15 protein-coding genes are annotated in these 23951 nt (G+C 40.2%); 10 read left to right on the top strand and 5 right to left on the bottom strand.

Features of this window, described 5'->3' with window-relative positions:
• Positions 1 to 98 precede the first annotated feature (98 nt).
• Positions 99 to 3320, top strand: a complete 3222-nt coding sequence (locus HH219_RS02390; RefSeq protein ID WP_169326523.1) for a DUF1566 domain-containing protein — start codon at positions 99 to 101, stop codon at positions 3318 to 3320.
• 176 nt (positions 3321 to 3496) lie between these two features.
• Positions 3497 to 4018, top strand: a complete 522-nt coding sequence (locus tag HH219_RS02385) for a DUF1566 domain-containing protein (RefSeq protein ID WP_169326522.1) — start codon at positions 3497 to 3499, stop codon at positions 4016 to 4018.
• A 310-nt stretch (positions 4019 to 4328) separates the two neighbouring features.
• On the opposite strand, the gene HH219_RS02380 is transcribed toward HH219_RS02385, so the two are convergent.
• Positions 4329 to 5366, bottom strand: a complete 1038-nt coding sequence (locus tag HH219_RS02380; RefSeq protein ID WP_169326521.1) for an AraC family transcriptional regulator — start codon at positions 5364 to 5366, stop codon at positions 4329 to 4331.
• A complete protein-coding gene (locus HH219_RS02375) occupies positions 5363 to 6295 on the bottom strand; it encodes a GGDEF domain-containing protein (RefSeq protein ID WP_169326520.1) in 933 nt (310 codons plus the stop codon). Before HH219_RS02375 ends, HH219_RS02380 begins: the two co-directional genes overlap by 4 nt.
• Positions 6296 to 6631: 336 nt before the next feature.
• On the opposite strand from HH219_RS02375, the gene HH219_RS02370 reads away from it, so the two are divergent.
• From HH219_RS02370 to HH219_RS02355, 4 genes are all read left to right on the top strand, one after another.
• Positions 6632 to 9418 (top strand): TonB-dependent receptor, encoded by a 2787-nt coding sequence (locus HH219_RS02370; protein ID WP_169326519.1) that lies wholly within the window; start codon positions 6632 to 6634, stop codon positions 9416 to 9418.
• Between the two features lie 47 nt (positions 9419 to 9465).
• The gene (locus HH219_RS02365) at positions 9466 to 10773 is read left to right on the top strand and encodes a metallophosphoesterase (protein WP_169326518.1); all 1308 of its coding nucleotides are present in this window, start codon (positions 9466 to 9468) and stop codon (positions 10771 to 10773) included.
• A 164-nt stretch (positions 10774 to 10937) separates the two neighbouring features.
• The gene (locus tag HH219_RS02360; RefSeq protein ID WP_169326517.1) at positions 10938 to 12302 is read left to right on the top strand and encodes a hypothetical protein; all 1365 of its coding nucleotides are present in this window, start codon (positions 10938 to 10940) and stop codon (positions 12300 to 12302) included.
• Positions 12303 to 12412: 110 nt separating this feature from the next.
• Positions 12413 to 15145 carry a DUF2339 domain-containing protein gene (locus tag HH219_RS02355; protein ID WP_169326516.1) on the top strand — a complete coding sequence of 911 codons (2733 nt, stop codon included), beginning with the start codon at positions 12413 to 12415 and terminating at the stop codon, positions 15143 to 15145.
• Between the two features lie 198 nt (positions 15146 to 15343).
• Here the strand turns inward: HH219_RS02355 and HH219_RS02350 are convergent, their stop codons facing one another.
• Positions 15344 to 16117: a hypothetical protein gene (locus tag HH219_RS02350; protein ID WP_169326515.1), complete on the bottom strand. Its 774-nt coding sequence runs from the start codon at positions 16115 to 16117 to the stop codon at positions 15344 to 15346.
• Positions 16118 to 16502: 385 nt separating this feature from the next.
• Between HH219_RS02350 and HH219_RS02345 the strand changes: the two genes are divergently transcribed.
• The 3 genes from HH219_RS02345 (at position 16503) to HH219_RS02335 (ending at position 19236) form a co-directional block, all read left to right on the top strand.
• A complete protein-coding gene (locus HH219_RS02345; RefSeq protein ID WP_169326514.1) occupies positions 16503 to 16883 on the top strand; it encodes a BlaI/MecI/CopY family transcriptional regulator in 381 nt (126 codons plus the stop codon).
• A gap of 11 nt (positions 16884 to 16894) precedes the next feature.
• A complete protein-coding gene (locus tag HH219_RS02340) occupies positions 16895 to 18511 on the top strand; it encodes a M56 family metallopeptidase (RefSeq protein ID WP_169326513.1) in 1617 nt (538 codons plus the stop codon).
• 122 nt (positions 18512 to 18633) lie between these two features.
• Positions 18634 to 19236, top strand: a complete 603-nt coding sequence (locus HH219_RS02335; protein ID WP_169326512.1) for an alpha-ketoglutarate-dependent dioxygenase AlkB — start codon at positions 18634 to 18636, stop codon at positions 19234 to 19236.
• Positions 19237 to 19328: 92 nt separating this feature from the next.
• Here HH219_RS02335 and HH219_RS02330 read toward each other — a convergent pair whose 3' ends face one another.
• Together HH219_RS02330 and HH219_RS02325 are read right to left on the bottom strand one after the other, a co-directional pair.
• Positions 19329 to 19706, bottom strand: coding sequence for a hypothetical protein (locus HH219_RS02330; protein ID WP_054204265.1), 378 nt, complete (start codon positions 19704 to 19706; stop codon positions 19329 to 19331).
• A 148-nt stretch (positions 19707 to 19854) separates the two neighbouring features.
• Positions 19855 to 23295, bottom strand: a complete 3441-nt coding sequence (locus HH219_RS02325; protein ID WP_169326511.1) for a PAS-domain containing protein — start codon at positions 23293 to 23295, stop codon at positions 19855 to 19857.
• Between the two features lie 387 nt (positions 23296 to 23682).
• Between HH219_RS02325 and HH219_RS02320 the strand changes: the two genes are divergently transcribed.
• Positions 23683 to 23946 (top strand): DUF4212 domain-containing protein, encoded by a 264-nt coding sequence (locus HH219_RS02320; RefSeq protein ID WP_004586074.1) that lies wholly within the window; start codon positions 23683 to 23685, stop codon positions 23944 to 23946.
• The last annotated feature ends 5 nt before the right edge of the window (positions 23947 to 23951 follow it).

The following is a 23951-nucleotide window of genomic DNA, read 5'->3' as shown; positions in this document are numbered from 1 at the left end:
ATAATTGAATTATTAAACACGGAGTTTTAATCACCACACTAATATATCCGCGTTAGCGTAAATTAATGTAATTACCCATTGAGTCTCAAGGAACTGACATGAAAAATAGTGCGTTATTTGTATTGTGTGCTTTGCTTGCCGCCTGTGGTGGTAGTGATGACAATAAAACAACAAATCAAACAACCATACAAAGTTACACTATAACTACCAATGTTGAAGGTGAAGGGCAGCTACAACCTACAAGCCTTGTTTTAAAACAGGGGGAGAGTGGCATATTTGAACTACAGCCTGAACAAGGTTACCAAGTTGCCAGCGTTGAAGGGTGTAACGGTACATACAGTGATAACAAATACACTATAGAAAGTGCCACACAATCATGCCAAGTAACCGCGAAATTTGAAGCAAAAACAATTAATGTCGCGCTTGAAAGTGATGCCTACATAACACTCAATACTGATAAAAATGACTATGTTTATGGTGACTCAGCAGTAATTAGTTATGAATTAAGTTCAGGTTATTTATTAAATGAAATAACAGGTTGTAATGGTGTATTGAATGATGACTTGTACAAGGTTGATGCACTCACAGTTGACTGTCAAATAACAGCAACAACGTTACCAACAAGCCAAGTATTTAGTGGTGAAGATGAAGCACAAGTCAATGTAACCGTGTTAGATGGTAAAGGGAGTATTCTATCGTCAAGTAAAGGGGTTATTGAACCATCTAACCCTAAATTACCAGCCTTGAATAGCTCACTTGAGTTTGAACGTGATTTACTTGCCGTTGATATTGCAACCGAAGCAGGGCAAACCATCGAGCTGCAAATAACCTATGAAAACCCCTTACCTACACAATTTACTTATCAAAAATTAATAGAGCAGCAATGGCAAGCATTAGACCAAGAAAACGTAGCAGTAAGTGAGGACAGATTAACACTTACATTAACTTTAACCGATGGTGGGGCCGGCGATAGTGATGGCGTAATAAATGGTGTTATTAAAGATCCTGGCGGCCCAGCTGTAGTAAAAATGCACACAGTCACTATAAACCAGTCAGCCGGAGGAGATATAACGCCAGAGAGTCTAGCAGTGGCTCATGGTGATACAGCATTATTTACTATTTCAACTGATGCAGGTTATACCCTTGAAAGTGTAACAGGGTGTAATGGCATATTAAATGGAACCAATTATCAAACGGCAGCAATTACACAAAACTGTGAAATATCAGCAGAGTACTCACTTACGTCATTTTTAGTTACAGCTCAAGCGGGCGAGGGCGGGCAAATATCGCCACTTGAACAGCTGGCTTCTTATGGAGATACTCTAACATTTACCGTTGCAGCGGATGATGATCATAATATCGAGTCAGTCCAAGGCTGTGATGGATCACTAGCAGGTAATATATATACTACAGGTATTATTACTGCTGCATGTGAGGTGCGCGCAACATTTGACCCTCAAACAGTTATAGTGACTGCACAAGCTGGTGCTGGTGGCAGTATTTCACCCATGAGCCAAGAGCTTAATATTGGGCAGCAAGCAAGCCTTATAGTGACACCAAATGAAGGCTACAGCATTGCCAATGTTACTGGCTGTAGTGGCAGCTTAAGTGGCAACACTTACACCACAAGTGCAGTAACCGCAAATTGCCAAGTACAAGCCAGTTTTAGCATTAATAGCTACACAGTAAGCGCCAGTGCAGGTGAGGGTGGAGCAGTTAACCCTGCCACGCAAAACGTTAACCATGGCAGTAGTGCGCAAATTACAATAACACCAAACGAAGGTTACAGCATTGACGGGGTTACAGGCTGTAGCGGTAGCTTAAGTGGCAACACTTACACCACAAGTGCAGTAACGGCAAATTGCCAAGTACAAGCCAGTTTTAGCATTAATAGCTACACAGTAAGCGCCAGTGCAGGTGAAGGTGGAGCAGTTAGCCCTGCCACACAAAGCGTAAATCATGGTAGCAGTGCGCAAATTACAATTACATCAAAAGAAGGTTACAGCATTGACGCGGTAACAGGGTGTAGCGGCAGTTTAAATGGAAACACTTACACCACAGGTGCTGTGACGGCAAATTGCCAAGTGCAAGCTAGTTTTAGTATTAATAGCTACACAGTAAGCGCCAGTGCTGGTGAAGGTGGTGCAGTTACTCCTACAACACAAAGTGTTAATTATGGCAGTAGCGCGCAAGTTAGTGTAACAACTGACGAAGGCTATATGATAGACCGCGTATATGGCTGTGAAGGGGGATTGGTTGAAAGTGTTTTTACTACAGGATTAATTACTTCGCAATGTTCAGTAACTGCTGAGTTTAAAATTATACCTAAAGCTCCCATAATTACTGCACAAGCTTCAGTACAGAGTATTACTGTCAGCTGGGATGGCTTAGACAATATTGCAGGGTATACCCTTTATTATGCAACAAGTGAAGCTATAACCCCGGATAACTACAACGACCTCGGTGGGGTTAAAGTAGAGTTTGATACATCAACTACTACGCATGAACTTACTAACTTACAAAGTAATACAACGTACTACATTATAATGACAAGCCACATAACAGGCACTGAGTCAGATGTGAGCAATATATTAGCCATCACAACACAAATAAATATTACCATGCCATTGAATGACACCGGCATAACGTGGTGTGCTGATGACAGTAACAACAACCTTGACTGCCCGGTTACCGGTTACGGGGGGCAAGACGCCGAGCACGGCCGTGATGCAAAAGCCAAAGCGGGCACACTTGAAAAAGTCGGTGGTGGTAATGCTGGGTTTGACTTAACTAAATTGGATGTCAATGGCAATGACTTACCAGAATCTGCAACAACATGGTCGTGCGTGCGCGATAATCACACAGGGCTAATATGGGAAGTAAAAACCGATGACGGCGGCCTGCATGATAAAAACGACCGTTATAATTGGTATAACCCTAATAGCAACAGCAATGGCGGAAGCCCTGGCTACCAAGATTACGGTGGCGATATTTGCTACGGTTATGATGTCAATAACGAAGCTAGTTACTGCAATACCTTCGCGTATGTTGAGCGAGTGAACATACAAAGTTTATGTGGTGCCAGCGATTGGCGTATGCCAACACGATTAGAGCTAATGGGCATTGTGGACAATGGCACTAAAAATCCAGCGATTGACACGCAGTACTTCCCGCAAACTCGGTCAAGTTTGTTTTGGTCGTCGTCGCCCTATGCCGACATAATCTATGGCGCATGGGGCGTCGATTTCGGCCATGGTATTGTTCGCTACGTCTTTAAGGACGACGGTTTCCATGTGCGGTTGGTGCGAGCCAGACCCTAAAAAAATGATCACTGATTTAATGAATCATCGAGTTATTTATGTTAACGCCTGACAGATACGGAGTGTGCGGATGAACTTTAAAGAGTTGGATGTATGGAGCGCTATAAAACCCTCATTGCAACACACGATAGCCAAAAGCTTAAAGGGCAAGCTTATAATATGAGTAAGGAGAAATAATGAATACCATACTTAAACTTACCACTGGCTTGGTTAGCCTGTGTTTCTTAGGTAATGCTATAGCCAATGGCAGTTGTACTAATGAAAATACAGCTATTCCCTATAGTACGCCCAGTAGTGATTTTACACTCCATGATAACGGCACGGTTACGCACAATACTACAGGCTTAATGTGGATGCGCTGCAGCATTGGGCAAACATGGGAAGATGAAAGCTGTACCGGTGATGCAAGTGGTTTTACTTGGCAGCAAGCCTTAGCTCAAAACGGTACTGCGTATGCGGGTTACAGTGATTGGCGAGTACCAAATAAAAATGAATTGGCCTCTATTTTAGAGCAGCGTTGTTATAACCCGAGTATAAATGAGGCTATTTTCCCTGATACGCCAGCTAATCATTTTTGGTCGTCGTCGCCCTATGCCGACTATAGCAATTACGCATTGGGCGTCAATGTCGGTATTGGCTTTGTTTACTACTACTATAAGGGCAACGATTTCCATGTGCGGTTAGTGCGAGCCAGATAGTAGTTTTGATTTATATCGCGTTATATTTCATACTAGGGGAAGCCCTAATGTGGGGTAAATCCGCAACTACGTTTGAGATAAATGCTTTAGCAAATAGGTTGAATCAATTTCTTTACTGTAGCTTTATAAATGTATATGACATACATGTTTTAGGTGATAATAAAGACGTGCTTTAAGTTTATCTGCACTTTGAGAGCAGCCACTTTGCCAGTTATTAATTAATTCATCAAGTGGAGTTTCCATACATAAAAAATATTAACCTTATCATTTATAATGGCATATGAGTCGTAGGTTGGTAATAATTGTTAATTTAATTGTTTGTAATGATGCTTCGTAATTGTGAGGGGGTCGTCCCCGTCCAGCGTTTAAATGCGCGGCGAAAATTGGTTAGGTCACTAAAGTTAAGTTCGCCTGCGAGGGTTTCGTTAGTTTGCGCTAAGGTTGTAATGTTAAACACCGCTGTTTGACGGTTGATACAATCTTGTAAGGCGCTAAAACGAGTATGATGCTGTTTGAGTTTTCGCTTAAATGTAGCCGGGCTCATGGTGAAATAGTGGGCAACGGTTTCAAGGCTGTGCCGTGGATGAGCTGCAATATGATCACGTACCAATTGCAGCCAAGAGCTAGCAGGTAGCGGCAGCTGCTGTATGGTGGTTAACGATTGTTGAAATAAACTTGGGCAACTATCAATTAAATGTTTGTTGTACAGCTCATCACTAATACTGATCATAAATAACTGTTGTGAAAATTTGCAGCTGGCTTGCAGGTTAGTGTGATACTGCTCTATGTGTTTGGGCTCAGGGTAAGGAAATGAAAAACAGAGATCACTGTTATTTCCTATTCGCCACTTACAAGTTGCGGCTATAAAACTGGCAAATAATTCGCTGCAAAATTGTTCTACGATTACATTTATTGCCCCAAAACTGAGATTAATAATGAAGTAATGGCGGCCTTGGTGGTATTTATGTTCGGCATTAAATAAGTTAAAGCCATGCAAAGGAGTACGGGTGAGTAGTTTTTGCAGTGTACGTAAACTTTCGGCTTGAGAAAATGCGCTGTATAACGGGTTGTGATTGAGTAGCTTACGCCCGAGTAAAAAACTGAGTTGGTGTTGGTTATCAAATTGACGACAGTTTTCTTGTAATCGATAAAATTGCTCAACACTGAGCGAAGCCGTTCCTGCGGCAAAATCTTGGTAAAATAATTTAGTGCCTTTGAGTAATTTATCTGGGTGTACTCCACGGTGCTTTGCTAAATCAACGAGTTGTGCCGCCCACGACGGCAAGCCTTGGCACGGCGTGTCGATATAGCTTAGCTGGCCCGATTTAGCATTCACACCAGCATTCACGCAGTTTGCTCATCAGAATATTCGTGCAAGTGCTTATTTTTTAATAGTCCTTGATGCAACTTACTTAACAAACCTGACGTCGAGTCAGAGGTTGTTGCAGTCACTAAACTCGTATGCACTTTTTGATTATAGGTCAGCGTGTTATCGCTGCTGTTAAATGAAAATGCCTCTAATGCCTCGACAATAGATAAACTCAGCTGTTCAGCGACAGCTAGTTTTGTATTAGGTAGCATGACAATAAAGCAATCACTGGCGTAACGACATACTAAGTCTTGTTCGCGGACATTGAGGGTGATCACTTGTGCAAACTCTTGCAGCAGATTATCGCCTTCAGCGTCGCCAAATTGGCGATTAAAGCGATCAAACTGGGCAATATCGAACATCAGCAATGAAAAACCATGCAGATTATGGTGTAACAAGTTTAGCTCCCGATTAATTTGGCTTTTCATATAGTCAGCACTGGCAAGGCCGCTAATGGCATCACTGAGTTGGTGTTCTCGGTAAAAGCGTTCCCGATTACGCAGCTGTTGATTTATGCTCATTTGTTCTTGGTGCCAATGATAAAGCGCAATAGTCATTAAAATCATGCCAAAAGGGGCGGGAATTGATTCAATAGTGCTGAGCCATGCTTGCTCATCGCTATAACTGACAAACTCATCAATAAAATCTAATGTCATAGATAGATTCATAATCGCAAGACCGGCGAATAATAAATTGGTTACTCGTCCCTTCGGCCTGCTTAGTAGAATAAAAAATATCCACACTAAGGTTATGGCAGTTATGCCACCTTCGCCCGCAACATCAAACCAATCAACTTCACTGTGGCCTTTGTATTGGCCGTAGCTTAATGTCAGGGTTAATACGCTGGCCAGCATTACCACTAAAATCAGTAGTAATGAGCGGTGTAATTTTAAAAACGATAAATTCATATTGAGCTCAATTGGTCATGTCTGATTGGCAGAATAAGCAAACAGCTTTAATGCCACTAGGGTCAGATTAGCTCACAGTGATGACATATTTTTTACGTTCAGTGATTTATTTCGCTAAACACCGCGTCTTTTAGTTGAAAAATACAGTTTGGCTAGGGGTCAAATTGGCTCATTTCAAGCTCTTTAAGTGCTTAAAAAAGCCTAATAACAGTGAATTAACAGTATTGCCTGAAGGACTGACATATTTCTTTCATGATTGCCCCTTAGGGTGTTGCTGCAAGCCAAGTATGGCCAAGCAAATAATTAAAATCACTAGCAGCAACCAAGAGAACAATTATGAACCCGTTTAAGACGTCACTTTTTATTAAGTCGAGTATTGCATTAGCGTGTTGTGGCATTTTATATGCGACCCCAGCCCTCGCCGATGGCCGTGTGCAAGGACGTATTACAGATGCCAGCCAAAGTGTGTATTTTGGTGGCGCGAAAGTATCGGTTAAAGAATTAAACTTAAATACCGTTAGTAACCGCGATGGCTCGTTTTCGTTTAATAAGCTACCAGCCGGTGACTACACCTTAGTAGTTGAATACATTGGCGCACCATCAGTAGAACAAAAAATAACGGTGGTGGATTCACAAGTTTTCACTCAGCAAATTATTATTGGTGAGCAGCAAGAAGCGATTGATAACATTATTGTCTATGGACAAAGTGCTGGGCAAGCGGGGGCGATTAACCGTCAAAAAAATGCAAATAATTTAAAGTCGGTGGTGAGTGCTGATTCAATTGGCCAATTTCCAGATCAAAATGCAGCAGAGTCATTACAGCGACTACCCGGTATTTTTATTGCCCGAGATCAAGGTGAAGGCCGCTTTGTTGGGATCCGTGGTATTGATCCTAATTTAAATAATGTCACAGTGAATGGTTTGAATGTCCCTTCGCCTGAGGCGGGTGTGCGTTCTGTAGCAATGGATGTGATCCCAAGTGAGCTCATTCAAAGTTTAGAAGTAAGCAAAACAGTTACGCCAGACATGGACGCCAGTGCCATTGGCGGCTCTATTGAAGTGAAAAGTTTAAGTGCTTTTGATAAAGCAAAGCAGAGCTATAGCTTTACAGCGCATGGGTCATATAACGAGTTAGAATCAAAAGCTAGCCCCAAGCTCTCCGGTAGTTATACCAATATATATGAGCTTGATGGCGGTGTTGATTTAGGTATAGCGACAGCGGTATCTTGGTTTAAACGTGATTTTGGATCACGAAATATAGAAACCGATGGCGGCTGGAGTGAATTTAAAGTTGAAGACGCAGCAACAGGAAGTGATCTAACAATTATGGGTGCTGAAGAAATTGAGCAGCGCCATTATCAAATAACTCGAGAGCGTTTAGGCGCTGCGCTTAATGTTGATTTACATACGAGCGCGACGGATAAATATTACTTACGTACTTTGTACAGTGATTTTTCAGATGACGAATACCGCCAGCGAAACGAATATAAATTCAGTGATGGAAAATTACTGCAAAGTAACGATACCACGGGAAGTTTTACTGGCGCAGAAATGGACCGCGACACGAAAGACAGATACGAAGAGCAAAGCATTTTATCAATGGTGGTAGGGGGTGAAAACCAGCTAAATAATTGGTTTGTTGAATACAATGTAGGTTATTCAAAATCTCAAGAAAAAGAACCAAACCGTCTTGATGTTACCTTTGCAGCAGAGAATATTGATATGGGTTACACCGCGCGTACTGATACGCCAATGCTAACTCAATCAGCTAATGCGCATGATTTAGCGCTGTTTGAAATGGACAAAGTTGAGGTTATTAATAATACTAGCGACGATGAAGAACTGAGCTTTAAGCTTGATTTTACGCGTGATTTTGTTTGGAAAAATAACAATGGCGAGTTTAAGTTTGGCTTTAAACAGCAGCGCCGTGAAAAACGTAACGATGTAAATGTAGCGATTTACGATGGCGATTTTTTAGATGCGATGGGCAATGATTTTGCAACTTTAGCGCCAAACTATGACTTAGGTAAGTTTGGCCCAGGGTTAAGTCGACATGCGATAGCTCAGTTTGTTAGTACAAATAAAGCGACGTTTGATTTAAACAGCAATGAATCTCGAGTTGAATCTGATGGTGAGAGCTATATAAGTAATGAAGATATTACAGCCGCCTATGCAATGATTAGCATAGATATAGATAAGTTACATATAGTGGCTGGTGTACGCTATGAAGCAACTGATTTTGATACTCAAGGTAATCAAGTGGAGTTAATTACAGATGAAATTAATGACACGGAAAGCGTCACCACAACACCGTGGCAGGTTAGCAAAGATTATGATTATTTTTTACCAAGCTTAAATTTACGTTACAACATTAATGATAAATTGGTTACTCGGTTTGCCTATACCAATACCATTGCACGGCCTACATTTAGCGACTCCGCTGCTTATCAACTTATCGAGAGCGAAACCACCGAAGACGATGGCGTTATTGAAACGCAACGTAAAGCACAAGTTGGGAACCCCGATTTAAACCCATACGAATCAATGAATTTAGATGCATCAATAGAATACTATCCGGGCACGATTGGCGTGCTATCTGCTGGGGTGTTTTATAAAGATATTGATAACTTTATTGTGCAACAAGAAGTACAAGGAAATGTCGGCTGGGATGGTTTTGATGAAGTAGTCCAAATGGTCAATGGTGGCAAAGCCTCGTTAACTGGGGTTGAACTAAACTGGAATAAAACCTTTAAATCAGGCTTTTTATTAGGGGCCAACGGCACATTTATTAATGCTGATGACAAACTACCTAACCAAGCTGATACCGTCGCAAATGTGCTCATCGGTTTTGAGAACAATACAATCAGCACTCGCTTAAGTGCATCTTATAAAAGTAAGAGCTTTCAATTTGATGATGCAGATATGGCTGTATACGAAGACAGTCATATGCAGTTAGATTTAAGTAGCAAGTATTACTTTAGCGATAATATTAATGTGTACTTTAATGCGACAAACTTAACTGATGAACCATTGTATTTATATCATTCTGATAAGCGTTATAACTATCAGTATGAATCATACGGGCGCACCTTTGAGTTGGGCTTTACGTTTTCTTCTTTATAAAAATATTGATGAGCTTGCAATTATGCAAGCTCGCTATTGAGAATGTTATGAATAAATTAAATACAGTATGGTTGGTATTAAGTGTGTGCTTAGCCGCATCAGGTTGCACATATCAAAATGTAGATAAGCCAAAAAAGAGAAATATAGGTACCGCCGATATTGCATTCTTAGCGTTTGGTGATGGCGGGTACCATGTGGATTACCCAAAAATAAAGCACCTTAAAAATCCAAAGAACAAGCAGCAATTTATTGCTGCTGAGCTTAACGATTGGCTTGAAGATTACCGCCCCAGAGCTGAGTTTGATCATGCGCCTATTTATGTTTATCCCGGAACTGATATTGCAACAGAGCAAGGTGGGGCACAAGCGGTTGGCTTAGCTATGGCTCAGCTATGTAAAACCAAAGCGTGCCAGTTTGCTATTCAATTGGGAGATAACGTATACCCAGATGGCGCCGATGCCGATGACGGTAAAGACGATCAAAAGCGTCTGCACGATTTAGTGTATGCGCCACTTAAACCGTTGTTTGATGTTGACCCCAATTTAGTTGTGTATTCAGCATTGGGTAATCATGACTGGAAAAGCTCGCGTAAAGGTGTTGCTTTACAAACACAGTGGATGGCAAAACAGGCCAATTTTTATATGGAAGAGCAAGGTTATTACAGTTATAAAAAAGGGGTTCCAGGTAATGATGTAGAGTTTTTTGTACTGGATACCAATATGCTGTTAGCAGGGCAGACATTCTATGAAGTACCACTGAATTCAGATGGCAGTGAAGGCGATGAGGGCCAAGCAATAGCAAGTGGCACCGCCGAGCTTGAAGTTCATGAGCAGCATGAAGGCCCCAAAAATGGTGAAGACCTTAAACAACTCGCATGGCTAAAGCAAGGCATTGCCAACTCAACGGCGAAGTGGAAGTTAGTGTATGGCCACCATATTTTATGGTCAATAGGTGGTACAAAATACAGTGAAGGGCATGTATTAAGGCGCTTACTAATGCCTACACTATGTAAATATGCAGACGGTTATATTGCAGGACATGAGCACGATTTAGAGCTATTAACGGATGATTGTACACAGTACGACTCAGGCAATAGTCAAGGTAAGTTACCGTTGATCATCTCAGGAGCGGCTTCAAAAATGCGTGGTAAGCATACGCCGTTTGCGCAGTATCAAGCGCGTCAGTATCCTCAGTATGATTTAGTGTGGTCAAAGAGTTTTGTGTGGGGCTTTAGTCACATAAACCTTGATAATGAAGACGATCAACTTGATGTGAGTTTTTATACAACTGCGCGAGATTTAAGTGGTGATTTACAGTCAGAAGCTCAGTTTAGTTTTAATAAGCGCACGCAATAATTAAGCAATATCACTATGAGTAAATGTGCGATTTGTTTGCACATTTACACAGTTTTTAACAAGTATGTAAAGCTATGTAAGCGGGAGTAATGCTTTGTAAATCATGAAATTATTAACTTTATTAGGAGTCTAAAGCCGACTATAAACAATAAGGAATTGATTCCATGAATACCCCACTATTTAAAATTGCTTTAACAACAACGCTAATAACAACATTAACAGCTTGCTCGGGAGGAGATTCATCCACCAGCAAAAGTGGTTACATTCAACTTTACAATGGCTCGTATAATAGCCCATACACACGCTTATTTATTGATGATGCTGAGCGTTCAGGTACAGACTTTGGCAATGTAACTACGCGCCATAATTACAGCACAAATAGTTATGATATTAGCCTACAGTATTTAGATGCAAACGACAGTTACATTACCATCAAAGAGCAAACCGTCGACGTAAAAGATAGCGTAACCCAATTATTAGTGATGAACAGCGACTTTGCTGAGCCAGCGATTAATGAACTCAGCGTGCCCACCACAAGCGATGATGGTAAGTTAAATTTAGGTTTTTATAATATTGCAGGAGAGAACATCAGCTTTGATGTTTACTTAGCTAATGATGATGGACTGTTTGATACCGCAGAGTTAATAACGTCACCTACTTATTTAAATGAGCTAGATTTAAAAAGTATTGATGAAGGCTATTACACTTTATATCTCACGCAAAGTGGCGACACCAATGTTATTTTTGAGTCAGCTACGGTGTATTTAAACGACAATGCCAGCTATGTAATGATGATACGCCCAAGTTATGCTACGCAAGATGACGGTATCGCACTTGATATTGTGACCTCAAGTAATAGCGTGACACAGTTAAAGCATCAGGCAGCGCAAGGGCAAGTTCGTTTTATTAATACCATAGATGATTATTCCCAAACTCGCTTTACTGTAACCAGAGGCGCGCAAAGTTACCCATCTGAGTTGACTGCAAACGACACCTATTCTAACTACCTTGAGCTTGCACCTAATAGCTACAGTATTGCGATGACGAATGATACCGGTGATAACATTGTTGATAATTTTTTACTCACCCTTGAACGTGAGCAAAGTAACGTTGGACTTTTTTATACCGATAAAGAGTTTGGCCCACGAATGCTGACATTAAAAGAAGATTTAACGCCAAGCAGTTATAGCCATAAAGTGACTGTTGTTAACTTATTAGATAGTTATGCAGGGCAAAATATTGTTGATGTCGATGTGGTCTTTACCTTAAACGGCGAAACGGTTGATGATGCAAAAAATAGAGTGACGGGTATTGATCAATACAGCCAAGAAAGCGTCGTTGTTGATAATGAAACTTACACCACCTATGTATTGTATGAAGATAACGGGCAGCAAATAGTGTTGATGCAGCAAGGTGATATGGATTTTAGCCAAGAGGGTAACTATATTTTAATACTTGAGCATGACGAAGCCAGTAGTACGGGCTATAAGATGACGTTAGAGCGCACTATTACGCAATCTGTCGAATAATTTAACGCAAATGAATTTCAGCGCTATAAAAAGTAGCGCTGATTTTTGTGTTTATATTAAATACACTTTACGTTATAACGGAGGTATTAAAGATATCCAAGGATTGAAAAATGGACGATGGTATAGCGCTAATTGTATTAGCGATACTAATTATATTGGCAGGTTCAATAGCAGGCTTAGTTGCTTTTTTTCAGCTCGGTGGGCTGAAAAATGAAATTACGGTATTAAAAAAGCAACTGGCTTATGTATTAAATCAGAAGAAAGATAGCGCGTTAGGTTCTAAAGATCAGAGTTTACAGCAGGATTCATCGCAGCTTAATAAGCAAAACACGGATATGCAAAGCGCTTATGCACACAGTATTTACCCGCATGATCCTGAGACAGACAATCCGGATATAACCAACACAGATGCAGCAGCCCATCAAACTCGCTCAGTGCAATCATTTGCAGTAGAGCCGCCGCAGAGTCCAGATACCTTCAAGCCAGTATCGCATGAACAAGCGTCTCCCTCATGCGTTAAAAAACAACCGTCTTTTTTCAATACCTTTTTAAGTCAATTTAAAACTCAGCTACAAGAAAATTGGATGACTTGGATAGGGGGGATTGCGCTAGCCTTCGGTGGAATATTTTTAGCTAAATACAGTTTAGAAGCGGGCTTATTGTCGCCTTCATTACGCATTACATTTGGCGCTTTATTTGGCGTGACACTCATTGGCCTTGCTGAATATTTACATAGGAAAGGCATTGTCTTTGAAGGGTTTAATAACTACGTGCCTGCGGCGCTAGCGGGAGGCGGTTTTATTAGCTGCTTTGCGTTAACTCTACTTGCGTATTCAAGTTACGCAATGTTAAGCCCTACTGCAGCCTTTGTTATGTTAGCAGTTATAGCATTAGCGGCAAGTGTAATGGCGTTGCGTTTAGGGCCGTTATTAGCCGTGCTTGGCATTGTTGGCGCTTACAGCGTGCCAATATGGGTTAATACAGGCAGTGGCAACCTTATGGCACTGCTTATGTATATTGGTTTTGTTACTTTATCGGCGGTACTGGTTGCGCAAAAAGTAAAACGCAATTGGTTGTGGTATTTACTTTGGACATGCCACATTGGTTGGTATTGGGTCGCATTGAGCATAATGAATACTCAGCAATATTACCTTGTAGGTGGGTTTGCGTTGTTATCTATTATTGGCCTGATTGCGATGGCGCGCTTAGGGTTAATGCTACGCTTACTCGAATACCGCCCGCATAGCCTTAAGCGATTACTTAAGTTATTGCCTGACAACCCATTATTATTGGCAATTGTAGTGCCGTTACTGCTTGCAATCGTGATGTCATTGGCCAGCATGCAGTGGCAAATTATAGGGCTGTGTACAATTGTTATATTACTGTTTTTGGTTTTGCAAAATAGCCGATGGGATCTCTGGCAGGGGCTTGCATTAGTGGTTGCTGTGGTTTTAGTGATCACCCAACAGAGGCACTTTAATGGTGATGATCACTTATTTATATTTAAAGGTATTTATGGCTTAGGATTAATACTGGGCATTGGTTTTTGCTGCTATGGGCTTTATTTTGGTGCTCGTTATAGAAAACGCCTAACCTTTCATTTGCTGGCATCGTTTGGTGTGTTTGTTATGTTAGCAACTCTTTACACGATTACCCCTGAGCAGGATTTAGATGTTGCATATCCAGTGTGGACAGTTATTTTATTACTGACCAGTGGCGTGCTAATTAAGCGCTCACAAGCCGCCAGCACTCAATGGCAACAATTTAGCTATTGGATTGGCGCGAATGCCAATATAACACTGTGTTTAACCATGCTATTAGCTGATAGTGGATTAACGCTTGCTCTAGCCATTCAAGTGCTCGTTATTAGTTATTTAGTAAAACGCCATAATGTGCCAATGCCGCATTGGCCAATTAAAGCGCTGGTGGCTGTGTTGCTTGCCCGTTTAACCTTTGCACCATGGATTGCAAGTTACTCTGACTTAACCTTGTTATCGTTACATTGGAGCGCGGTGGTTTATCCGTTATGCGTTGGGTTATTTTGGTTTGCGGCAAAACAGTGGCAACAAACTGGTATGAAAATCTGGCTCGAAGGCGCAACACTACATTGTTTAGCACTGTTTATTACAACAGAGACCAGTTATCAGCTTGTTGGCCACTACCCACAGTTATCTTCATTAAGTTTTTATGAGCAAGTATTACTAAGCTGTAATTGGCTCGCTTTAGGTTGTGTTTATTTATATCGTTCACAAAGTGCAGGGCAGTTAGGGAAGCTTTATAAAGTGGCAGGCTTATCGCTTGCGGGATTAGCGGCTTTGTTGTTATTAAATACATCACTTGATAACAACCCTTTATTTGAGCGCCTATATATTGGCGAAACCCCAGTGTTTAACTGGGTGTTATTAACTTGGTTTGTACCAGGCTTACTTGCACTTTGGCTGGCTAAATTAGTTAAACCACTTAATACAACACTCAGTGCTATAGTCGTAGGTGTATCGGGGCTACTCGCGTTTTTAGCAATTAATGCGCTTATTCGTCAGTATTGGCAAGGTGCGTTTATCCACCTAGGAAAAGGTGCTAGTGATGCCGAGCTATACAGCTATTCTGTGATTTGGTTAGCCCTTGGCGCGCTAGTCGTTATTAGTGGTCATTTAAAACACCAATTGTTACTACAAAAACTGGGATTGGGTATTCTAGGCGCAGTCATTGTTAAAGTATTCTTAATTGATATGGCAAACCTAACGGGTTTACTAAAAGCAATTTCATTTATTGGTTTAGGGCTGTCTCTGGTGGCGTTGAGCTGGCTGTTTCAAAAGCTCAGAAGTAAAGCAGAAGTACATTAGCATGTACTTCTGCTACCACAACATAGAGACTTCAGCGTTTCACAGGGGGTTAATATCAAGGCGTTACTTTACAATAATGCCTTGCCTAAATAGCTTTTAACGTCAACTGAAATAGCATCTTGAACTGGCTTGGGTATACATGACGGATTATCGCTCAGCATCATTACTGAGCGATAAGTTTCAACAATAAAACTCGTTTTAAGGGTTTGCTTTTAATCGCTGTTCAAAACGCCTATATCTTTTTAGAGTGACTCGATTTATAGCGTGTAAATAAATATAAAACACAGCAAAATCGAATAAAAAATAGAATACAGCAATCCCCGTTGGTGGGTTACCGCTACTAGGTAAGCTTGCAATACTCGATAGGTTGTTAGGCCACCACCAAGTACCCGTATATGTACCGACTAACTCTATATACAGCACCACATAAAACATCAGTAAGAAAAACAGTTGTGATTTTTTAGCCACTATTAAAAAGGCTAAAAATACCAAAGTGCATATAAATCCAAATACATCATTCTCGGCAAAAAACCAAAAAGTAGAGAATAGTATGATGCCAATTAACAAAATGATTTTTAGTTTTTGCGTATTTCTTAATATTAACGGTTTTTTAGAAGCGCGATACACAAGACCAAATATCATCCCATGACCAAATGCGACCCACAGTGGTATATTATCAAACCGATAGTTATACATATTTAAAACTAACGAAAATAAACACTCCCCTAAAAACCCAACTAAAATTCCAATTAACATGGCAGTACGAGTTCGGCTATTACAATGCAAAACCCCCACCATAAAAATAGTGAATACGGCTATGTTTGCTGTTAATTGACCATTGCCAAACGTTACATCGCCAGCAGGGCTATCCATCCAAAGAAATAACGGTATAGCCAGTAAAGCAGCAATTAATATTCTTAATTGTTGTAGTTGAACCATAATAATTGGCCGATTTAATAGATTACTTGGCATTAATAGAGCTTCTCATATGTTTTGCTTAGCGAATTAGAGGTGTCAGTGTTCGATAATTAAGAGTGCCTTAAGTTATATTGTAAAGGCTGGGCTACTCTACCTGAGACTATGACTTTCTTATAGTGTTGCACTTAAAATAATCAGTATTACTCATATTTAATTGCAGTCACGGCCTATATTACCTCTACGAATAGCTATTGATTTAAAGTATTACTTTTTAGGGTAATTAAAACTCTGAACTGTGCATCGTTAATTTATTGAAATTAAAGCCCTTATTTCCACTTTCAGACTAATTATACTTATTCATTAATTTTCTATTGACACTATGACTGCTTACTACTACATTTGTAACAGTACAACTACAAGTGTAGTAATAGGAGCAACAATGAAACTTAGCGATTTTGAAATGGATATTATGCAATTACTTTGGCAGCACGAACCGTGCACAGCTAGTCAGTTACATAAAGTACTTTTAGCAGATACACAAAAAGACAAAAAAGTAGCCTACACAACGGTTAAAACAATTATCGATAGACTTGAACAAAAAGGTGCCATTGAGCGCTGTGGACAAGATGGGCGTGCAATTGTTTTTAGATCTCTGATCACTCAGGATGCGTTATCAGAACAAGTTATGCCTGGTTTTATGCAGCGGTTTTTTAAAGGGAATTCGCGAAGCTTAATCGCACATTTTATAAAAGAAGAAAAGCTAAACGATGAAGATATTGAATATCTACAAACGCTTTTAAAAAATAAAAAGTTAGATTAAAGGAGAGGGTTATGATTGATTACTTCCTAACCTGCACACTAATTAGTTTATGCATTTTATTAACATCAAAAGGGTTAAAAAATGCACCAGCACGTTTAAATTTTTACTTATTCATGATTGCTTTGTTATGTTGGTTTATTCCTTGGCAATATATGTCTCAGTTATCACTGTTTGAGGGAGCATCTCGCTATACTTTTAATGTGGCGCAATTTTCTTTTAATACCAATATTCTCACCCTAAACGATACACAAACAGTGGCTACTGAAGGCTTGCCAGTTTTTGAAAATACCCGGGATTTTACGCTTTCGCTGAGTAATATTTTCATGGTCTTACTGTGTACCGGTATAGCCTTGTTTACATTACGGGTAGTTTTGTATGTCAATCTTCTTAAAAATTTACATGCTAATTCAAAGTTAAGCGATGAGTTTGCTCATATTAATAGTGATTATCCAATAAGAATTACAACCTTTAGTGGGCCTGCATTTGCAACAGGATTGGTGAAGCCTGTTATTTGGTTAGCGTCTTCTATGAAAGAGCGTGATGAGTTGGATTCAGTAATCCAACACGAGTCAACTCACTTACAACAAGGTGATATTTATTGGACATGGTTAATTTGTTGTGCCGAAAGCATTTTTTGGTGGAACCCACTTTGCTTAAAATTAGCTAACTTAGCGCGAGAACAATTAGAGCTTAGCTGCGATGAGCACTGTTTGCGTAAACTCAAAGGGAAGTATCAATTAGATCTCGCCAGTTTACTGCTCTGTGAGCAAAGCAATAATCAGTCACATAACTTTTTTACCCCCCCACTTTTGAATATTGCTCATTCAAAGAGCTTTAATATTCAAAGGATCAAAATGTTAAACAAGGAAAAAACAATGAAAAGTAAATATTTAGTAATGGTCGCGGCGGCAATGTCTTTTAGTGCAATCGCAGCAGCACAAATTGTTGATAGTAATTCAACGAATAAGCAATCAAGCACTCATGCTCAACAGACGCCTGCTCAGAGTGAGCAATTTAAGCAACAACTTGCCGATCTACTTCAGGGCGCCGTAGGTGCAAAAAGTGATAACCCTGATTTATTAAAGCAAGCAGCACTTGGGATCCATAAGTGGTATTTAAACAGAGATAAGCTTACTGGCCATGAAGAAGTTGAAATGAAAGTACAAAGCTTTAGATTGTTAGGGTATGTCTACTCTAAACTTGGACAGTATGAAGACATACTGAGCGCGTATGAAAAATGGTATGAGCAAGGCAGTAATCCACCATACTTTTTGAAAAATTCTTTAGCAAACGCTTACATGCAATTAGGCCGTTATGAACTTGCAATTGCAGAGCTTGAAGGTTTATCTAAAGAGCTTGATGGTAAATTACATGTAGGCTCGGCTGGTAGTTTAGCGCTGGCATATATTTATGCAGCTGATTACGATAAAGCATTAAGCACACTAGGACAGATAGATGCACAAGAAGACGTGTACGGAAATATCCTTAAATACTATGTGTATGAAAAACAAAATGATCGTAAAAAAATGGCTGAATTAAAAGATAAAATTCCAGAAGCCTTTGCAGTGACTCCAGCACGATTACCACGAATGGGCATTCCACATTCACAGTTACTAGCAATGCTATAAATACGTTGATATGACATACACGATAAGTAATAAAAAAGAGCCTTAAGGTTCTTTTTTATTACTTATCGCTACAAACTGCTAAGCTCTAAAAAGGATTTAAAATCACCGTTAAGGGTACGTGAGTGAAACTCCCATTAAATTGCGATGCACATTACTATTCACAGTTTATGTCTCGTTCGCAAAGTCGTGCAATATTTGACTGGTTAAACGTACGCTTTGATCTGAATGAGCCAGAATTCATTGAAATGCCAGATGGTAGCGAAGTAAACATTTTTCCTTGGCGAATGATTTTTTTAGAGCCAAGATTAGAAAAATCTGGGCTTTTTTCTTCACACCATGGGCGTCATGCTGCTTGGTTTCCCCTTCTAAGTCGATTGCAACAGCAAATTGCTGAGCTTACGGGTGTCGAGTTTAGTGTTGCTGTGTGCCTTTATTATCCTGATGGAAAAGAGAGTTTGAGCTTTCACAGTGATTTATCGGCTTTTGGCCCCACAGATATTATTGCTTCAATAAGTTTAGGAGTTGAGCGTGAATTTTTAATTCGAAGCCAAAATAATGACGAAGAGCAGCACTGTGTCACGCTCGAAGATGGCTCGCTATTAATTATGGGGGAAGATTTTCAAGATATGTATCAACACGCCTTGGCAAGCACGCCAAAAGCAATCGGTCCAAGGTTTAATATCTCATTTCGGCAATTTGCTTGGCCCAATGAAGTGAGCGTTTAATTTATACAAATTCTTATTAAAAACGTGATCGCTCTAGGGTATTAAACAATAGGGTTTAGGAAGACTGATGCAAGCTATCCTGATTTATATGTTTAGATGGCGCCAACTATACCCAAAACGCCAATAGGTAAAAGTAGTAACCACTGAGGTAATTTTATAAACGTATTAAGTTTGAAAAAGTACCAACCGACAGTAAAAAACACAAATGAAAAAATGATAAATGTTACAGATATTCCGATAACTACATTTTGAAATGAGTTCAAGTTAAACCAACCAACAAAAGTTAATACAAGCCCACAAATAACAAGAGTGGCAGATACCATATGCCAACAGGCCAGTAATGTTGCTTTAGGTATGTCGGGAAGATCTGATTTAAGAAAAGGTCTAATTGGATCCACTTGTCCAGCAAAAATATGCACGCAAGATGTAAATAAACCGATTATTCCTGCAATGAAAACCCAAGTATTCATACAAACTCCTTGTAATATAACAAAGTTAAAATAGCGCTAGCTTATGAGTGTAGCTCAAATAATATACAATCAATTAAATGACAAACAATGATAAATCGCAAGGGCAAAAATCAGGCAGAGCCTGATCTTTTTCCTAAAACCTTTTACATCAAGCACTGTGGTTAAGCAGTGCTTTTAACTTCCCTGGCTTGATTGGTTTAGATAAGTAATGGATGTTTGCAGCTTTAGTTGCTTGTTTTAGCTCGTCGTCGCGTACTGCGGTTATTAAAATTGCAGGTACGGGGCTTTGCCAAATCTCCCGTAAGGTTTTGATTAATGTAATGCCATCGCAGTCATGACCGAGTTGATAATCCATTAGAATGACATCGGGTGCACTATGCTGTTTGGCATACTCCAGCACGGTTTCTACTTGCTCAAATAACTGATAATTTGCCTGCCACTTTTGCAATAAACTGGCCATTGCAGTTAAGTTTTCAGGATCGTCATCAACGGCAATAATGTTCATTGCGGAGCGGTTTTCAAACAAGCTATTAGTGATGTTTTTTTGCTGTACAAATTGGTTATCACCATAGGGCACTTCAATGCTAAAGCGGCTGCCTTTATTTACGTTAGAATCCACTTCAAGGCGCAGGCTAAGTAAATCAACCATGCGTTTGACTACACCAAGCCCTAAACCAACGCCTTTGTTATCACCTGATTCAATACGGTAAAAGTCATTAAAAATCTTAGCTTGTTCTACTTTACTAATGCCGGGACCCGTGTCCCATACTTCGATGCGTAAATGGTGTTTTCGTTTACGGCACGCCACTAATACTTTACCTTTTTCGGTATATTTAACTGCGTTAGATACTAAATTTTGAATAATTCGGCGCAGATAGGTGATATCACTATGCACAATTAACTGGCCTGAACGTACATGGAGTTGTAGGCCTTTTTCACTTGCTAATATTGCGTATTCATTATGCAGCGGCGCTAAAATATCATCAATACTAAAATGACGTGGTGTGGGGGTCATGGCGCCTTGCTCTAGTTTGGCAATTTCAAGTAAAGCTGACATTAAATGCACAGTTGAATCTAAGCTAGCGCCAAGTTTTTCAAAGTTGTTGATATTGCTATCAGCAAGTGATTTTTCATCAATTGCGGCAAGGTAGAGTCGGGCGGCATTGAGTGGCTGTAAAATATCGTGACTTGCCAAGGCTAAAAAACGGGTTTTACTATCATTAGCTTGCTCTGCTTCACGCTTTGCTAAAGTGAGTGCTTGCTCTGTTTGTACACGGCTTTCTATTTGTGCTTCGAGATCTTTGTTGATGGTGCGAATTTCTTGTGTGCGCGCTTCAATGCGGTTCTCTAAGTCCATATTGACTTCTTCGAGCGCATTTTGAGTGGCAATGTGGGTAGTGATATCTGAAAAGCTAGTAACAAAGCCGCCATCGGGCAGTGGGTTGCCAATCATCTCAAACACTTGGCCATTGCGACGGTGGCGAATAAAGTGATGTGAGCTGCCATTTTTTAAATGCTGCACGCGTTTATCAACTTGGCGGTCAATTTCGCCGGGACCACATTCACCGCGTTGCGCGTTATAGCGAATAATGTCTTCAATTGGTTGGCCTACCTCTAAAAAACCATCGGGGTAGTCAAACATTTCTGCGTAGCGTTTGTTCCATGCCACTAAATTAAGTTCTTTATCAACAACTGAAATACCATGGCTAAGGTTTTCAAGCGAGGTAAATAGTAAGTTTTGATTAAATTGCAGTGCTTGCGTGGTTTCATCAAAAAAGTTAACGACTTCTTCAAACGCCATGCGTTTACCTGATGCAACAGTATGGATCAATGCTTGCGCAGAAGATGCACCTAATACACCCGTGAGGGCGCGTTCGCAGTAAGCTATAAACTCAGAGGTGGGGTGAGTATTATTTTCGCCAAGCTGGTGATTAAGTGAAAACTGAGCCAATACTTGTTGACTGCGTTGAATACCTAAAAATGTTTGTAGCAGTATTTTAAAATCGTATACGGTGGCTTTTACGTTTTTGTTTAAGCGCCTTGCAAGCACCGCTTGCTCTTTGGGGTTAACAAAAGCAGCCGCTTGAATTTTGTCAATTAAGCGCTCATCAGCACCTAATGAAAAGCTAATATAGCAACCTATGTTGGCAAATAAAGCGATTAGAGTGCCACGGGTGATCAGGGTTTGCTGTAGTTCAGAATCCAAGGTATTACCAGCGTCTAATATCGGTAACATTAAAAAAAGTATCCAGCAAATAAAGCCTGCAAGCAATCCTGCATATACGCCATAAGCATGGCCTTTGCGCCAATATAAACCGCCAACAATAGCGGGCAGTAATTGGGTTACTAATGAAAAGGCGACTAACCCCATGCTGGCAAGTGCTTTGCCGTGGCCAAACCATTGCTGATAAAAGTACGATAAGATCAAAATACCGGCAATAGTAAAGCGCCGTACGAGCAGTATTTGTGGCTTATAGCTGCTGGTAATTAGGTTGCGTTTAAATTTACGACGTAGCATTAGCGGCAATACGACGTCATTAGAGATCATGGTGCTTAGCGTTAATGTGGCAACCACTATCATGGCTGTCGCGGCGGAGATCCCTCCAATAAATACAAACGTTGTGAGCAGTACATTGTCGTGCATCAATGGCAGGGCTAGTACAAAGCTATCGGGTGAAAAGCCATTACCAATACCGGGGTGAATTGCAGCGGTGGCAATAGGTAAAATCATTGCTGCGGTGAGCAATAAATACAGTGGAAATGCCCAGCGGGCGGTAAATAAATGGCGTTTGTCTTGGTTATCAACCACGGTAACGTGAAATTGTCGTGGCAGGCATATAATTGCAGCAGCTGCCATGAGCGATTGGCCAATAAAGTTAAAACTAAAAAAGTTAAAGTTGTTCCAGTGCTGCCAAATCGATTCTTGCAGTTGCGCTTGTCTGCCTGTGGGCAAATTATACAAGGTGTAAAGTGCTAAACCTGCCACAGCTACTAATGCGAGTAGTTTTATCAATGATTCAAAGGCTACAGCTAACATTAACCCTGAGCGATATTCGGTTACATCAACTTTACGAGTGCCAAAAAAGATCGCGAACATGGCCATGATCAAAGTGGCCGACAGTGCCACCATCGAACCTGATATTTTATTGTCGCTTTGCAGTAGTAAAAAGCTGTTACTTAGGGCTTTAAGCTGCAAAGCGATATATGGAATAGTGGCCAATAAGGCAATTACAGTGACCATAATAGCCGTGGTTTGGCGTTTACCGTAACGGGCTGAGATAAAATCAGCGATGGTGGTAATATTTTGCTTTTTACTCACCAGTACCAATTTACGTAAAAACCCTTGCCCAAAAAAGAACAGCAACGCGGGGCCAAGTAAAATAGGTAAGTAACTCCAACTGCTTGTTGCTGCAGTGCCCACTGAGCCGTAATACGTCCACGAGGTACAGTAAATACCCAATGAAAACGAGTAAACAAAGGGATGGTGGCTAATACGTTTTGCAAGCGGCGTGGTTTTATCACCCCAGTTAGCCAGCCAAAACAACACGCCAATGTATGCCAAAGCAACAAAAATAAGTGCAGCAGTCATGTTTTTATTCAATTTTTATTATGTTACTGCACACCATACCAGAAGTTTTTGCAGTTTTGAGCTGTCAATTCCACGCTTTAAAAAGTGATTTATTTAAGGTGTTGATATTTATAGTTAATTTCAATGCTTGTAATTACATTAGACTAATGTCGCAGATCTGCCATATAGCGTTTGTGAATAATTAAAATCATTCCATAAAATAGTTAATACTTTGATAAAAAAGGGTTTTTACTTATTTTTAACAACTGACCGTTTACAGTTTACGTAAACGTTAACTTATTGTTACGACTATGGTCTCAATTCAATGTTAAGGCTGCGTTGCTAAATTGGTTAGCGAAGAAAACAAAATACACATCACTTTTTACAGATGTTAAAGAGGAAATAAAAATGGCTTTTAAAGATGAAGAACAAGCAAAAGCTTACTGGGCGGAAAACATTTCACTGCTGTTTAAATTATTAGCGGTTTGGTTTGTCGTGTCATTTGGGTTTGGCATATTACTGGTTGATGTACTTAATGAAGTACGCTTTTTTGGGTTTAAATTAGGCTTCTGGTTCTCCCAGCAAGGCGCTATTTACACCTTTGTGGCTTTGATTTTTGTGTACGTTTTCAAAATGAATACGTTAGATAAAAAATATGGCGTAGACGAATAGGAGCT

The organism is Pseudoalteromonas sp. NEC-BIFX-2020_015, assembly GCF_012952265.1.
Taxonomy (GTDB): domain Bacteria; phylum Pseudomonadota; class Gammaproteobacteria; order Enterobacterales; family Alteromonadaceae; genus Pseudoalteromonas; species Pseudoalteromonas neustonica.
Note: the sequence above shows the minus strand (reverse complement) of the source record. Positions and strands in the feature narration are given on the sequence as shown.

Excerpts from the sequence above, each read along its gene's own strand:
- HH219_RS02370 (WP_169326519.1), top strand. The coding sequence starts at position 6,632 with ATGAACCCGTTTAAGACGTCACTTTTTATTAAGTCGAGTATTGCATTA.
- HH219_RS02330 (WP_054204265.1), bottom strand. The coding sequence starts at position 19,706 with ATGAATACTTGGGTTTTCATTGCAGGAATAATCGGTTTATTTACATCT.
- HH219_RS02360 (WP_169326517.1), top strand. The coding sequence starts at position 10,938 with ATGAATACCCCACTATTTAAAATTGCTTTAACAACAACGCTAATAACA.
- HH219_RS02340 (WP_169326513.1), top strand. The coding sequence starts at position 16,895 with ATGATTGATTACTTCCTAACCTGCACACTAATTAGTTTATGCATTTTA.
- HH219_RS02350 (WP_169326515.1), bottom strand. The coding sequence starts at position 16,117 with ATGCCAAGTAATCTATTAAATCGGCCAATTATTATGGTTCAACTACAA.
- HH219_RS02325 (WP_169326511.1), bottom strand. The coding sequence starts at position 23,295 with ATGACTGCTGCACTTATTTTTGTTGCTTTGGCATACATTGGCGTGTTG.
- HH219_RS02365 (WP_169326518.1), top strand. The coding sequence starts at position 9,466 with ATGAATAAATTAAATACAGTATGGTTGGTATTAAGTGTGTGCTTAGCC.
- HH219_RS02355 (WP_169326516.1), top strand. The coding sequence starts at position 12,413 with ATGGACGATGGTATAGCGCTAATTGTATTAGCGATACTAATTATATTG.
- HH219_RS02320 (WP_004586074.1), top strand. The coding sequence starts at position 23,683 with ATGGCTTTTAAAGATGAAGAACAAGCAAAAGCTTACTGGGCGGAAAAC.
- HH219_RS02345 (WP_169326514.1), top strand. The coding sequence starts at position 16,503 with ATGAAACTTAGCGATTTTGAAATGGATATTATGCAATTACTTTGGCAG.
- HH219_RS02390 (WP_169326523.1), top strand. The coding sequence starts at position 99 with ATGAAAAATAGTGCGTTATTTGTATTGTGTGCTTTGCTTGCCGCCTGT.
- HH219_RS02385 (WP_169326522.1), top strand. The coding sequence starts at position 3,497 with ATGAATACCATACTTAAACTTACCACTGGCTTGGTTAGCCTGTGTTTC.
- HH219_RS02375 (WP_169326520.1), bottom strand. The coding sequence starts at position 6,295 with ATGAATTTATCGTTTTTAAAATTACACCGCTCATTACTACTGATTTTA.